Genomic DNA, 12,671 nt, shown 5'->3' on the forward strand with positions numbered 1-12,671 from the left:
CCCACTCGGAGCGCGCCTCCCACCGCGGGCCGGGATGTGAACTACTCGCCGGGGTGGGCGAGTTCGATGTCGTGGTCGCCGACACCGCGACCGTTCACGGTCAGCGCGCTGGCCACCGGCGGGTATCCCGTCGCGATGACGGTGTACTCGCCGCCGTTGAGGTCGGTGAAGGCGTACGCCCCGTCCGACCCGGTGGTGGCGGTGCCGACCACGTTGCCCGCCGCGTCCACGAGCGTGACCCGCGCGTCGGCCAGCGGACCGTGCGGAGCCCGTACGACGCCCTGGAGTTGAGCGCCCGAGTCCAGGTCGACCTCGATCCGGGTGACCCCGGTGCCGCCGACCTCGACGGGCAGCGCACGGGGCCGGTACCCGGCGGCGTTCACCGCGACGGTCACCGAGCCCGGCACCAGCTCGCCGAAGGCGAACTCGCCCTGCTCACCCGTGGTTTGGGTGGCCAGCAGATCCCCGCGCACATCGGTCACGACGACCATCGCGTCCTTGACGGCCAGCCCCGTCTCGGCGGCCCGCACCAGCCCGTTCAGCCCGCTGGTCCCGCTGAGCAGCACGTCGTACGCGAGCGGCTCACCGTTCACGACGACGGTGGACGCCTGCGGCTGGAATCCGTCGGCGGAGGCGATCAGGACGTACGACCCGACGCTCGGCGCCTCCACGGCGTAGGAACCGTCGGCCTGGGTGACCGACCGGCCCAACTGGCGTCCGGCCAGGGAGATCAGCGTGACGGCGGCCTGCGGGACGGGCGCGCTCTCGTTGCCGCGCACGAAGCCGCGTACCGGGATCCCGCCGGAGCCGGCCGACTCCTCGGGCCGCGCGATGGTCGCCACGGCGGAGAGCCGCTGCGTGCCGTCGATGGCGGGCTCGGTGTCCGACACGGCCCAACTCGGCACGTTCTCAACGGCCGGAGCGTCGGCGGCGACCGGGGCCGCCTCAGCGGCGGGGGTCTCCGCCGCGGGGGTCTGCTCCCCGGCGGCGGCCTGCGCCAGCGCGCCCTTGGTCCGCAACGGGACCTCCTTGATGAACAGGGTGATCAGGAACGCGACGGCCGCCAGGGCGCCGGCGATCATGAAGACGTCGGCGATGCCGTGGCCGTAGGAGCTCTCCATCAGCGTGCGCACCGGCGCTGGCAGCTTGGCCAGGTCCGGGATGCTGTCGGTGGAGGAGTTCGAACCGGCCAGCCCCGCCCGGTACTTGGGGTCGAGGGAGGCGATGCCGTCCGTGACGTAGTGCGTGATCCGGTGGGACATCACCGCGCCGAGGGCGGAGACGCCGACGGCGCCGCCGAGGGAGCGGAAGAAGGTGACCGTCGAGCTGGCGGAGCCGAGGTCGCTGGGGTCGACCTGGTTCTGCGTGCACAGCACCAGGTTCTGCATCATCATGCCGATGCCGAGACCCAGCAGGGCCATGAAGATGCCCATCTTCCAGTAGTCCGTGTCGTACCGGATGGTGCCGAGCAGGCCGAGGCCGGCCGTCACCAGCACGCCACCGCTGACCAGCCACGCCTTCCAGCGCCCGGTGCGGGTGATGAACTGCCCGGAGACGGTGGAGGAGATGAACAGTCCGCCGATCATCGGGATCGTCATGACCCCGGACATCGTCGGCGACTTGTCGCGGGCCAGCTGGAAGTACTGGCTGAAGAAGACCGTGCCGGTGAACATGGCGACACCGACGAACATCGACGCGAGCGAGGCCAGCGTGATGGTCCGGTTGCGGAACAGCCGCAGCGGGATGATCGGTTCGCGCGCCTTGGACTCGATCAGCACGAAGATCAGCCCGAGGGCGATCGAACCGCCGACCATCGCGTACGACTGCCAGGAGATCCAGTCGTACTTGTCACCGGCGAAGGTGACCCAGACCAGCAGCAGGGAGACGGCGGCGGCGACGAAGGTGGCGCCGGCCCAGTCGACCTTGACGTCCCGCTTCACGACCGGCAGGTGCAGAGTCTTCTGCAGCACGATCAGGGCGATGACGGCGAAGGGGACACCGACGTAGAAGCACCAGCGCCAGCCCAGCCAGCTCGTGTCGGTGATGACACCGCCGAGCAGCGGGCCGCCGACGGTGGCGACGGCGAAGGTGGCGCCGAGGTAGCCGGAGTAACGCCCGCGCTCGCGCGGGGAGATCATCGCGGCCATCACGATCTGGGCGAGTGCGGACAGACCGCCGACGCCGATGCCCTGGAAGACACGGCAGGCGATCAGCATGCCGGGGTTCTGCGAGAGACCGGCGGCCATCGAGCCCAGCACGTAGATGATCAGGGCTATCTGGACGAGCGCCTTCTTGCTGTAGAGGTCCGCGAGCTTGCCCCACAGAGGCGTGGTCGCGGTCATCGCCAGCAGGGACGCGGTGACGACCCAGGTGTAGGCGGACTGGCCGCCTCCGAGGTCGCCGATGATGTGCGGCAGGGCGTTGGTGACGATCGTGGAGGACAGGATCGCCACGAACATGCCGAGCAGCAGTCCGGAGATGGCCTCCATGATCTGCCGGTGCGTCATCGGGGCGTACTCGGTGGAGCCTCCCCCGTGCTTGGCATGAGCCCGCACACCGGCTGGTGTGGTCGTTGCCATGGACTTCCTTATCTCAAGTGCTTGCGGGTGTACGGGTGGTCGGTTCGAGTGCGTGCGGTGGTGGCAGCCGGGGCGGCAGGACGCGGCAGTCGTCGAAGCTGGCGCGCAGCCGGGCCATGAGCCGGCTGAGCTGGGCGACCTCTTCGTCGCTCCAGTCGCCGAGCCGGTCGGCCAGCAGCTGTGCGGTGCGCTCGAACAGCGCCTCCAGCTGGACCTGCCCCGCCGCGGTGAGGTGCAGGATCCTGGACCTCTTGTCCGCCGGGTCGGGGGACCGGTCGATCCAGCCCCGCTCCGCGAGGTGCGCGGCATGCCGGCTGGTGACGGACATGTCCACCGCCAGCAGCTCCGAGAGCCTGCTCATGCGCATGTCGCCGTGGCGTCCGAGCAGCGTGAGCGCGGCGACGCTGCCGCCCGGGCACTCGGCGGGCAGCACTCGCCCCAGCTCCCGTTTCACGGCCCCGAAGGCGCTGAACTGGCGGATCAGCTCCTCGTACTGCGCCCGTTCGGCCATCACACCTCCCACACTTGTTGCTTCGGGCAACCATAGGAGTTGTTGGTTGCTACAGGCAAACAAAAAGTCTGTGAGTGGCACAAAAACTTGGCAAAGGCAAGTATTGCGAACGTAAATGCGCAGGTGGGGTCGGCTGTCGCCCCATACCTCCCCGCACTTGGGTCTCCCCCGCGCATTCGCTAGGGTCTCGGGCTATGGCTAACCCCCAGAACCCCCAGGGCAACCACGACCCCGCCGGCAGCACCCAGATGTTCCGCGCGTTCGTCGACGAGGGCCCGCAGGGCCGGCAGCCGGAACCGGTCGCACCGGCCGGCCCGCGCATCGGCCTGATCGTGGGCATCGTCGTCGCCGTGGCGATCGTGGCCGCGGTGGCCTGGCTCGCCCTCATGTAACCCGCTCAAGTCGGGCCCGCGGCCCGCTACTTCCACTGGACGGTGACGTCCCGCGTCTCGATGTGCATGCCCAGCGGCACGCGCCACGCGTCGACGCACACCGTCCAGGTCTTCTCCTTGCGCGCGCCCGCCGCGATCGGCACCGGCAGCTCCACGGTCGACTCAAGCGTTGCCCAGTCGATGCCGAGCGCGCCGATGACATGCGTCCCGAAGGTCACCGAGCCCGAACGCACCGCGCTGCCCCCGGAGTTGGCAAAGGCGACGGTCACGTCCTCGCACCACCGCTCGTCCGTGGCCTTGCGGGTCGGCTCGCTCCAGCTCAACGCGGCGGGACCGTCAGGCGATCCGCTGGGTGTGGGCTCGGGCGGGGGCTCGGCCGTGGGGGTACGCGTCGGGGCGGGCGAATTCCCGGTCGTACGACCGGACTTGGCGCCGTCGCCCGGGGCGCCGCCGTCCGCGTCGGGTGCCGAAGCCGCCGGGATACCCGGAGAAGCCCCGCTCCCGGCAGGGGTGTTGCTCTCTTCCCGCGGCCCGTCCAGCGGCACCAGCGTCACCCCGCCGGTGGGCGTCGTCGCCGTACCGGACGCCTGCGGCGCACCGCCCGCCGAGCCGGTGGCGACGTAACCCTCGCCCCCACCACCTCCGCACGCGGCCAGCGCGGCACCCAGACAGACGACGGCCGCCGACGTACCGAGTACGGCACCTCGACGGCCATGTGTCCGTGTCGTCCGAAGCATCGCGCCATGGTGGCTGACACTCCGTCAAATAGGAACCCTCAGGGGCCCCTTGGGTACCCCTCAGAGCATCCTCGGAGCATCCTCAGTCTGAGATCAGCAGGCCTTCCCGCAGCTGCGCCAGGGTCCGGGTCAGCAGCCGGGAGACGTGCATCTGGGAGATGCCGACCTCCTCGCCGATCTGCGACTGGGTCATGTTGGCGAAGAAGCGGAGCATGATGATCTGCCGCTCGCGGGGCGGGAGTTTGGCCAGCAGCGGCTTCAGGGACTCGCGGTACTCCACGCCCTCGAGCGCGGTGTCCTCGTAGCCCAGCCGGTCGGCCAGGGAGCCCTCGCCGCCGTCGTCCTCCGGTGCCGGGGAGTCCAGCGAGGAGGCCGTGTACGCGTTGCCGACCGCGAGGCCGTCGACCACGTCCTCCTCGGACACGCCCAGGACCGCGGCGAGTTCGGGGACGGTCGGGGAGCGGTCCAGCTTCTGGGAGAGCTCGTCACTGGCCTTGGTGAGGGCCAGCCGCAGCTCCTGGAGCCGGCGCGGCACGCGCACCGACCACGAGGTGTCGCGGAAGAACCGCTTGATCTCGCCGACCACCGTCGGCATCGCGAACGTCGGGAACTCCACCCCCCGTTCGCAGTCGAAGCGGTCGATCGCCTTGATCAGGCCGATGGTGCCGACCTGGACGATGTCCTCCATCGGCTCGTTGCGGGAGCGGAAACGCGCGGCGGCGTAACGCACCAGCGGGAGGTTGAGCTCGATCAGGGTGTCCCGGACGTAGCCACGTTCGGGGCTGTTCTCGTCCAGTGCGGCGAGCCGCAGGAAAAGGGAGCGGGACAGGGTGCGGGTGTCGATGGCTCCCGAAGTAGTCGGGAGGGCCGGGGCCGGTACGGCCTCAAGGGCCGTGACGTCGTTGAGAACGGCGTCGGGCGCGGACTCGCTCTTTGTGAGCGTGAGCACCTTGGAGCTGCCCTGGTCTGCGGACATGCCACCCCCTCTGGGTCGCGGGACGGTCGTGGCCGATGTTCCCCTGATGAGGAGTTCAGCCTTCACCTGAATACCGGAGCCGAAGCCACGGCAAACGCTCTTCCGGCAGAATGTCACATGTCGGCAACACGCTGTAGTGACATGTCGACACGAGAGAGGTGAATCGGCCCTGGAAAGAGGGGCTATGACGCTCTATAGGCGCAGAACCGTCGGGAAGCGCCCTGGTGAGCGATTCGCTCTTGACGGTGACATCTCGACCCCGCGTGCGAACTGCGGTGTTCCGGAGTGTGCGCCCGTGCGCCTCTTATGCCTCGACCCGATTGGCGGATCGCAGCCGCTGGAAGCTACGCGCGAGTAGTCGCGATACGTGCATCTGTGACACACCGAGTTCCGCACTGATCTGCGACTGGGTGAGATTGCTGTAGTAGCGCAGCAGAAGGATTCGCTGTTCGCGTTCCGGGAGTTGGACGAGGAGATGGCGGACCAGATCGCGGTGCTCCACGCCGTCCAGCGCCGGGTCCTCGTAGCCCAGCCGGTCGAGCAGGCCCGGCAGTCCGTCGCCCTCCTGGGCGGCCTCAAGCGAGGTCGCGTGGTACGACCGGCCTGCCTCGATGCAGGACAGCACCTCGTCCTCGGAGATGCGCAGCCGCTCGGCGATCTCGCCGGTGGTCGGGGTACGCCCGAACGCGGTCGTCAGGTCCTCGGTCGCGCCGTTGACCTGCACCCACAGCTCGTGCAGCCGGCGGGGGACGTGGACCGTGCGGACGTTGTCGCGGAAGTAGCGCTTGATCTCGCCGATGACCGTGGGCATCGCGAAGGTCGGGAACTGCACGCCCCGGTCCGGGTCGAAGCGGTCGATGGCGTTGATCAGACCGATGGTGCCGACCTGGATCACGTCCTCCATCGGCTCGTTGCGGGAGCGGAAGCGAGCGGCGGCGTAGCGCACGAGCGGGAGGTTGGCCTCGATCAGCGCCCCGCGCACCCGGTTGTGCTCCGGCGTACCGGGCCTGAGCTCCTTGATCTCGGCGAAGAGCACCTGGGTGAGGGCCCGGGTGTCCGCGCCGCGGCGCCGCTCGGGGGTGTGGACGGGCGCCTCTTCCTGGGGCGGCGCAGTACTGGCCGACACGGTCAACGCCACCTCTTCATCGTTCCTACATCGGTCAACTCATCCTTCAAAAGCGGTCATAGCATCACAAGACATGTGCACTGTGTGCAAGCACCGCATAACACCGTGTTGAGGGCGACTTGGGGCGTAAGACGCAAAAAGGCCCCCTGCCGTTCCCGGCGGAGGGCCCAGAAAGGTCCCGATCAGTACGCGTAATCGGCGATCACCCAGGTGGCGAACTCCTTCCAGAGAGCCACCCCCGCCTGGTGCTCCGGGTGCTCCACATAGCGGCGCAGGGCGTCCGGGTCGTCGAAGCCGGAGTTGATGGCGAAGTCGTACGCGATGGGCCGGTCGCTGAGGTTCCAGCCCAGTTCCCAGAAGCGGATCTCGGGGATCGTCCCGTCCAGCGACCGGAAGGCCTCGACGCCCTCCACGACCCGCGGGTCTTCGCGGTCGACGCCCTCGGCGAGCTTGAAGAGGACGAGGTGGCGGATCATGCGCGCTCCTTGGTAGGGCCTGTCTCAGTGCGCCCCGTCGGCGAGCCACGTGAAGAAGTCGCCGATGGACTTGGCGGCGTCCGATATGCCCTCGAAGCCTATCTGGACGTAGTCCGCGGCCTTGGCGGGGTCGGTGATGATCACGTACAGCGCGAAGACCACGAGCACGTAGACGGCGATCTTCTTCGAATTCACCGCCACCGCGGCCTCCCCTGTGCCTGAAGTGCCCCGGGGGGCCCCTGTTGCCGGCGGTGAGTGTAACCGTCAGAGCCTCTTGTATGACCAACGGCTCGCAGGTCGAAGGCTTTCGAGGGCGGCGACCCGGCGGACGCCCCGGACGCAGGAAGGGCCCCGTCTCTCGACGGGGCCCTTCTCAAGCGGTAGCGGAGGGATTTGAACCCTCGGTGACTTGCGCCACACTCGCTTTCGAGGCGAGCTCCTTCGGCCGCTCGGACACGCTACCGAGACAGACCTTACCGCACGGTGGGCCGTGCTTTGAAATCGGTATTCGGCGGCCCCCGGGGAGGTCAGCGGTCCCGGAAGAAGTCGGTCAACAGCCGTGCGCACTCGTCCGCGAGCACGCCTTCGATCACCTCGGGCCGGTGGTTGAGCCGACGGTCGCGCACGACGTCCCAGAGCGAGCCGGCCGCGCCGGCCTTCTCGTCGCGGGCGCCGTAGACGACCCGGTCCACCCGGGACTGGACGAGCGCGCCCGCGCACATCGTGCACGGCTCCAGGGTGACGACCAGCGTGCAGCCGGCCAGCCGCCACTCGCCCAGCCGCGCCGCGGCCCGGCGGATCGCCAGGACCTCCGCGTGCGCGGTCGGATCGCCGGTGGCCTCCCGCTCGTTGTGTCCGCCCGCGAGCACCGTCGTACCGTCCGGGGCCAGTACGACCGCGCCCACGGGCACGTCCGTACCGGCCCTCCGGGCCTCTTCCAGGGCGAGCCGCATCGCGGCCCGCCAGCGGTCCCGTACCGGGTCGGGAGCGCCTGCTGCGGTCGGCGAGGTCAGCGGACGGTCTCCAGGACCTCGGAGGCGCCCAGGGCCTCGGCGATCGAGTTCAGCGCGTCCTCGTCCAGGGCGCGCAGCTGCTTGGGGGTGACCCCGAGGTCGTCGAGGATCTCGGGGTCACCCACGGGACCTTGCGGCACCGCGTCGGCGGACGGGGTCTCCTCGTCGCCGTCGTCGTCCTCGTCCTCACCGTCCTCGGTGCCGTCGAGGTCGAGGGCGTCCAGGTCGGGGCCGTCGTCGCCGGGATCCCTCCCGAGCAGTTCGTCGGTGAGCAGCAGCTCCCCGTACGAACTGCGGCTGGCGGCGGCGGCGTCGGAGACGTAGACGCGCGGGTCTTCCTCACCGTCCACGCGGACGATGCCGAACCACGAGTCCTCCTGCTCGATGAAGACGAGAACCGTCTCGTCCTCCTCACCGGAGGATTCCCGCGCCAGATCGGCAAGATCCGACAGCGTCTCCACATCGTCGAGCTCTGTATCGCTCGCTTCCCACCCGTCTTCGGTGCGCGCGAGCAGTGCGGCGAAGTACACCGTGACTCTCCCACTGGTCATAGGCGTGCCGGTTGGGGGTCCCCCCGGCGGAGGTCTTCGGGTGGGGAGAGCTGTGCTCCGAGCCCCGCCCACTCGGAATCGTGGCAGAAACAAGGCGTTCAGGGGACGTCTTCGGCTCCCTGTGTCCGGCAGTTTTGATCGCACGCACGCGTACGTGCCGGTAAGCACTCACCAGGACACTCGTTGCCGCCAACAGCGGATCGTACGCGGCTTTTCCAGGTGTCCACGCACCGTCACCTGGTCAACACCCGTACTGCGCTTGATCTTCCGCCTCGGGCCACCTACCAGCGGAACGTGCGCATCCGCATCGCGTGTCGCAGCCGGGCCGTCTTCGCGCGCCGGGGCTGAACACGGTCGCGCAGTTCGCGGGCCTCGGTCAGTTCGCGCAGAAACCGGGCGCGGCGCCGTCGGCGCTCCACGTCGCTCTCCTGCGACCCCTGAGGGTGCGACCCCGGAGGGGACGGATTCTGATCGGTTTCCCGATTCGGCAGGTCAGTCATCGGCTCACCACCCCAGTCCGTCCCTCCCACTTTCCCCCGGACGGGCGGTTTGATGCCAGCGCGAGCAGGTACGGAGCGGCGGCTACTGTTGTGGACATGCGTCTCCACGTCGTCGACCACCCCCTGGTCGCCCACAAGCTCACCACGCTGCGCGACCAGCGCACCGACTCCGCGACCTTCCGCCGCCTCGCCGACGAGCTGGTCACCCTGCTCGCCTACGAGGCCACCCGCGACGTGCGCACCGAACAGGTCGACATCACGACGCCGGTCGCCTCCACCACGGGCGTCAAGCTCTCCTACCCCCGCCCCCTGGTGGTGCCGATCCTCCGCGCCGGCCTGGGCATGCTCGACGGCATGATGCGCCTGCTCCCCACCGCCGAGGTGGGCTTCATGGGCATGGTCCGCGACGAGGAGACCCTCCAGGCCTCCACGTACGCCACCCGCATGCCGGAGGACCTCTCGGGCCGCCAGGTGTACGTCCTCGACCCGATGCTCGCCACTGGCGGCACCCTGGTGGCCGCGATCCGCGAGTTGATCAAGCGCGGCGCGGACGACGTGACCGCGGTGGTGCTGCTGGCCGCTCCGGAGGGCGTGGAGATCATGGAACGCGACCTGGCGGGCACCCCGGTAACGGTCGTGACGGCAGCCATCGACGACCACCTCAACGAGCACGGCTACATCGTGCCGGGCTTGGGAGACGCGGGCGACCGCCTGTACGGCGCGGCTGAATAGAGGGTCCTGCAACGCCGCCAGGGGCGCGGGGCCGTATCGATGTGCCGCTCCGCCGCGGGGCGCGACCAGCCACGACGGGCCCGCAGCCGCCCCACAACAGGCACCCCTACGGCGAACAGGCGATCCTCAGCAGCTCTTCTTCTTGGAGGCGGCCGTCGACGAGGGCTTGGCCAACGCGGCCAACGCCTTGTCGGCGTCCGCCTTCGCCGTGAGGGCCTTGAAGCCGTTACCGACGATCAGATCGAGGTCGGTGCCCTTGCGGGACGCGACCGCCCGCCGCTCCGCCGTGGAAAGCTGCGTACCGAGCACAGGCAACGACGTCTTCAACGCGGCCGAGGGCCCCAGCAGTATCCCGGTCCCCTTGACCTTCTTGTCGAACTCCTTGCTGGCGTTGCCCACGTCCCCGATCTTGAACCCGCGCTTCTTCAACGCATCCGCGGTGTCCTTCGCCAGCCCACCACGAGCCGTGGCGTTGTAGACGTTGACGGTGATCTGCCCGGGCTTCGGCACCGAGACCGACGTGGTCGCCCCGCTCACCCCCGGAGACGGACTCGCCTTGCCCCCGCACTCGGCCCGAGACCCGGCCGCCGAGGCCTTGTCCCCGCCCCCGGTGAAGACATCGATGAGCTGCAACGTGCCCCAGCCCAGCAGACCGAGCGCGGCGGCGGACGCCACGACAGTGACCGCGAGCCTGCCGCGCCGCCGGCGCTGTCGCATGCGCGGGTATTTGTCCCCCGTGATCCGGTACTTGCCGCCCATGCCTGGGGGAGTCAGCATGCTCATGAGCGCAGCGTAGTGCGCCTGAGCGGCGATGCCTACTAGATGATCATCAGACGCCACGCAGGTGAACCCGAAAGGGCCAAGCCTTTACCGACAGGCTTCTGAAAAGCGCGAGTCAGTCCAGTTCGAGGACGCGCGCGTGCAACACCTGACGCTGCTGGAGTGCCGCCCGTACCGCGCGGTGCAGTCCGTCCTCCAGGTACAGGTCGCCCTGCCACTTCACGACATGCGCGAAGAGGTCGCCGTAGAACGTCGAGTCCTCGGCGAGGAGGGTCTCCAGGTCGAGCTGCCCCTTGGTCGTCACCAGCTGGTCGAGGCGGACCGGGCGCGGCGCGACGTCCGCCCACTGCCGGGTGCTCTCCCGGCCGTGGTCGGGGTACGGACGGCCGTTTCCGATGCGCTTGAAGATCACACGGAAAGCCTACCGGTCGAGACGTTCCGGGCGCAGCCATGGCGACGGAGTGCGAGGCTGGAAAAGACGTGCCGAAACGGGGCAAACCGGAACAGGGGTCCGACATGAGCGACAGCGAGACGGTGCCCGCGGCCACGACCGGCGAGTCAGTAGGGAGCGCTCCCGCACTTCCGCGGGGCGCCCTGGAGATCGCCGCCGGGTACGCCTTCACCGGACCGGCGCTCGACCTGGGCGCCCTCATGTGGGAGGGGCAGTGCCTGCCGGACGCGCAGATCCGGATCCCGCTGCCCATGCTCAACCGCCACGGCCTGGTCGCGGGTGCCACCGGCACCGGCAAGACCAAGACGCTCCAGCTGGTCGCCGAGCAGCTGTCGGCGCAGGGTGTGCCGGTGTTCCTCGCCGACGTGAAGGGCGACCTGTCCGGTATGGCGGCGCCGGGGGAGGCGAACGACAAGGTGCGGGGGCGGGCCGGCGAGGTCCATCAGGAGTGGACGCCGACCGGCTTCCCGGCCGAGTTCTACGCGCTCGGCGGCCTCGGCCGCGGCATCCCGCTGCGGGCCACGATCACCAGCTTCGGCCCGGTCCTGCTCTCCAAGGTGCTGCAGCTCAACCAGACCCAGGAGCAGTCGCTCGGCCTGATCTTCCACTACGCCGACACCAAAGGCCTGGAGCTGCTCGACCTCAAGGACCTGCGCGCGGTCGTCGCCTTCCTGACCTCGGACGAGGGCAGGGCGGAGCTGAAGAACATCGGCGGACTGTCGACCGCCACGGCCGGCGTGATCCTGCGCTCCCTCACCGCCTTCGAGGCGCAGGGGATGTCCGACTTCTTCGGGGAGCCGGAATTCGACACGAACGAGTTCCTGCGTACGGCGGCTGACGGCCGGGGCATGGTCTCGGTCCTCGAACTGCCCGCCGTCCAGGACAAGCCGCAGCTCTTCTCCACCTTCCTGATGTGGCTGCTGGCCGACCTCTTCCACGACCTGCGCGAGGTCGGCGACGCCGACAAGCCGAAGCTGGTGTTCTTCTTCGACGAGGCGCACCTGCTCTTCAACGACGCCTCGAAGGCCTTCCTGGACTCGATCACGCAGACCGTCCGCCTCATTCGCTCGAAAGGGGTCGGCGTCTTCTTCGTCACGCAGACCCCGAAGGACGTACCGTCCGACGTCCTCGCGCAGCTCGGCAACCGCGTCCAGCACGCGCTCAGGGCCTTCACCCCGGACGACCAGAAGGCGCTGAAGGCCACCGTGAAGACCTTCCCGAACCCGGCGTACGACCTTGAGGAGCTGCTCACCGGGCTCGGCACCGGCGAGGCCGTCGTCACCGTGCTGAGCGAGAAGGGCGCCCCGACCCCGGTCGCCGCGACCCGGCTGCGCGCACCGGAGTCCCTGATGGGCCCGATCGAGGCGACTGCCCTGGATCAAGCGGTCAAGGCATCGCAGTTGTACGGACGTTACGCACAGGCTGTGGACAGGGAGTCGGCGTACGAGAAGCTGACGGCCGCGCCGGCGAAGTCCGGGGAGACGCCCACTCCCGCACCCGCGGCCCCGGCGCCCAAGGGCCGGGCCGCCAAGCCCAAGGAACAGGCATCCATGGTCGAACAGGTCGTCGGCAGCGGGATGTTCAAGTCGCTGGCCCGTTCCGTCGGCACGCAGATCGGCCGCGAGATCACGCGCTCGATCTTCGGGACGGCCCGGCGGAGGCGGTAGGCCCCCGCCGGACCTGCGGGTCAGCGGTCCCGTTTCTCCGGGGACCGTTCGGGCCGGGGTTTCTTCACGGCCGGCTTCGGCTCGCTGCGGGCGGCCTCGGCGCGCAGCAGGGCGCGCAGGACCGCGTACGGGTCTGTGGGCATGGCTGGAGTTCCTTGCGTCGTACGGACGGACCTTGCT

16 protein-coding genes and 1 tRNA gene are annotated in these 12,671 nt (G+C 69.4%); 3 read left to right on the plus strand and 14 right to left on the minus strand.

Annotated features, from left to right (window positions below):
- Positions 1-41: 41 nt before the first annotated feature.
- Entirely contained in the window at positions 42-2,579 is a 2,538-nt protein-coding gene (locus M2283_RS12210) for an MFS transporter (protein WP_280876152.1), read from the minus strand.
- A 13-nt stretch (positions 2,580-2,592) separates the two neighbouring features.
- Positions 2,593-3,090 (minus strand): MarR family winged helix-turn-helix transcriptional regulator, encoded by a 498-nt coding sequence (locus tag M2283_RS12215; protein WP_280876153.1) that lies wholly within the window; start codon positions 3,088-3,090, stop codon positions 2,593-2,595.
- Positions 3,091-3,284: 194 nt separating this feature from the next.
- Between M2283_RS12215 and M2283_RS12220 the strand changes: the two genes are divergently transcribed.
- Positions 3,285-3,482 (plus strand): hypothetical protein, encoded by a 198-nt coding sequence (locus tag M2283_RS12220; protein WP_280876154.1) that lies wholly within the window; start codon positions 3,285-3,287, stop codon positions 3,480-3,482.
- A 26-nt stretch (positions 3,483-3,508) separates the two neighbouring features.
- Here M2283_RS12220 and M2283_RS12225 read toward each other — a convergent pair whose 3' ends face one another.
- The 9 genes from M2283_RS12225 to M2283_RS12265 form a co-directional block, all read right to left on the minus strand.
- Positions 3,509-4,219, minus strand: coding sequence for a hypothetical protein (locus M2283_RS12225; protein WP_280876155.1), 711 nt, complete (start codon positions 4,217-4,219; stop codon positions 3,509-3,511).
- 82 nt (positions 4,220-4,301) lie between these two features.
- Entirely contained in the window at positions 4,302-5,195 is an 894-nt protein-coding gene (locus tag M2283_RS12230) for an RNA polymerase sigma factor SigF (RefSeq protein WP_123999089.1), read from the minus strand.
- Between the two features lie 304 nt (positions 5,196-5,499).
- Positions 5,500-6,333 (minus strand): RNA polymerase sigma factor SigF, encoded by an 834-nt coding sequence (locus M2283_RS12235; protein ID WP_280876156.1) that lies wholly within the window; start codon positions 6,331-6,333, stop codon positions 5,500-5,502.
- Between the two features lie 170 nt (positions 6,334-6,503).
- Positions 6,504-6,797 (minus strand): Dabb family protein, encoded by a 294-nt coding sequence (locus M2283_RS12240; protein WP_280876157.1) that lies wholly within the window; start codon positions 6,795-6,797, stop codon positions 6,504-6,506.
- Positions 6,798-6,821: 24 nt separating this feature from the next.
- Positions 6,822-6,998, minus strand: a complete 177-nt coding sequence (locus M2283_RS12245; protein ID WP_280876158.1) for a hypothetical protein — start codon at positions 6,996-6,998, stop codon at positions 6,822-6,824.
- 177 nt (positions 6,999-7,175) lie between these two features.
- A tRNA-Ser gene (locus M2283_RS12250) sits at positions 7,176-7,260 on the minus strand.
- 64 nt (positions 7,261-7,324) lie between these two features.
- Positions 7,325-7,750: a tRNA adenosine(34) deaminase TadA gene (tadA, locus tag M2283_RS12255; protein ID WP_280876159.1), complete on the minus strand. Its 426-nt coding sequence runs from the start codon at positions 7,748-7,750 to the stop codon at positions 7,325-7,327.
- A 56-nt stretch (positions 7,751-7,806) separates the two neighbouring features.
- Positions 7,807-8,340 carry a hypothetical protein gene (locus M2283_RS12260; RefSeq protein WP_280876275.1) on the minus strand — a complete coding sequence of 178 codons (534 nt, stop codon included), beginning with the start codon at positions 8,338-8,340 and terminating at the stop codon, positions 7,807-7,809.
- Positions 8,341-8,642: 302 nt separating this feature from the next.
- On the minus strand, positions 8,643-8,861 hold the full coding sequence (locus M2283_RS12265; protein WP_432423058.1) for a hypothetical protein: 219 nt from the start codon (positions 8,859-8,861) through the stop codon (positions 8,643-8,645).
- A 96-nt stretch (positions 8,862-8,957) separates the two neighbouring features.
- Between M2283_RS12265 and upp the strand changes: the two genes are divergently transcribed.
- Positions 8,958-9,593 carry a uracil phosphoribosyltransferase gene (upp, locus tag M2283_RS12270; protein ID WP_280876160.1) on the plus strand — a complete coding sequence of 212 codons (636 nt, stop codon included), beginning with the start codon at positions 8,958-8,960 and terminating at the stop codon, positions 9,591-9,593.
- Positions 9,594-9,719: 126 nt separating this feature from the next.
- Here the strand turns inward: upp and M2283_RS12275 are convergent, their stop codons facing one another.
- Both M2283_RS12275 and M2283_RS12280 read right to left on the minus strand, forming a co-directional pair.
- Positions 9,720-10,376 (minus strand): LytR C-terminal domain-containing protein, encoded by a 657-nt coding sequence (locus tag M2283_RS12275; protein WP_280876161.1) that lies wholly within the window; start codon positions 10,374-10,376, stop codon positions 9,720-9,722.
- Between the two features lie 112 nt (positions 10,377-10,488).
- Positions 10,489-10,785: a type II toxin-antitoxin system VapB family antitoxin gene (locus tag M2283_RS12280; RefSeq protein WP_003999914.1), complete on the minus strand. Its 297-nt coding sequence runs from the start codon at positions 10,783-10,785 to the stop codon at positions 10,489-10,491.
- A gap of 104 nt (positions 10,786-10,889) precedes the next feature.
- Here M2283_RS12280 and M2283_RS12285 point away from each other — a divergent pair, with 104 nt between their 5' ends.
- Positions 10,890-12,491 (plus strand): helicase HerA-like domain-containing protein, encoded by a 1,602-nt coding sequence (locus M2283_RS12285; RefSeq protein WP_280876162.1) that lies wholly within the window; start codon positions 10,890-10,892, stop codon positions 12,489-12,491.
- Positions 12,492-12,511: 20 nt separating this feature from the next.
- On the opposite strand, the gene M2283_RS12290 is transcribed toward M2283_RS12285, so the two are convergent.
- Positions 12,512-12,634 carry a hypothetical protein gene (locus tag M2283_RS12290; protein ID WP_280876163.1) on the minus strand — a complete coding sequence of 41 codons (123 nt, stop codon included), beginning with the start codon at positions 12,632-12,634 and terminating at the stop codon, positions 12,512-12,514.
- Between the last annotated feature and the right edge of the window lie 37 nt (positions 12,635-12,671).

It is taken from the genome of Streptomyces pseudovenezuelae (assembly GCF_029892565.1).
Classification (GTDB): Bacteria; Actinomycetota; Actinomycetes; order Streptomycetales; family Streptomycetaceae; genus Streptomyces; species Streptomyces pseudovenezuelae_A.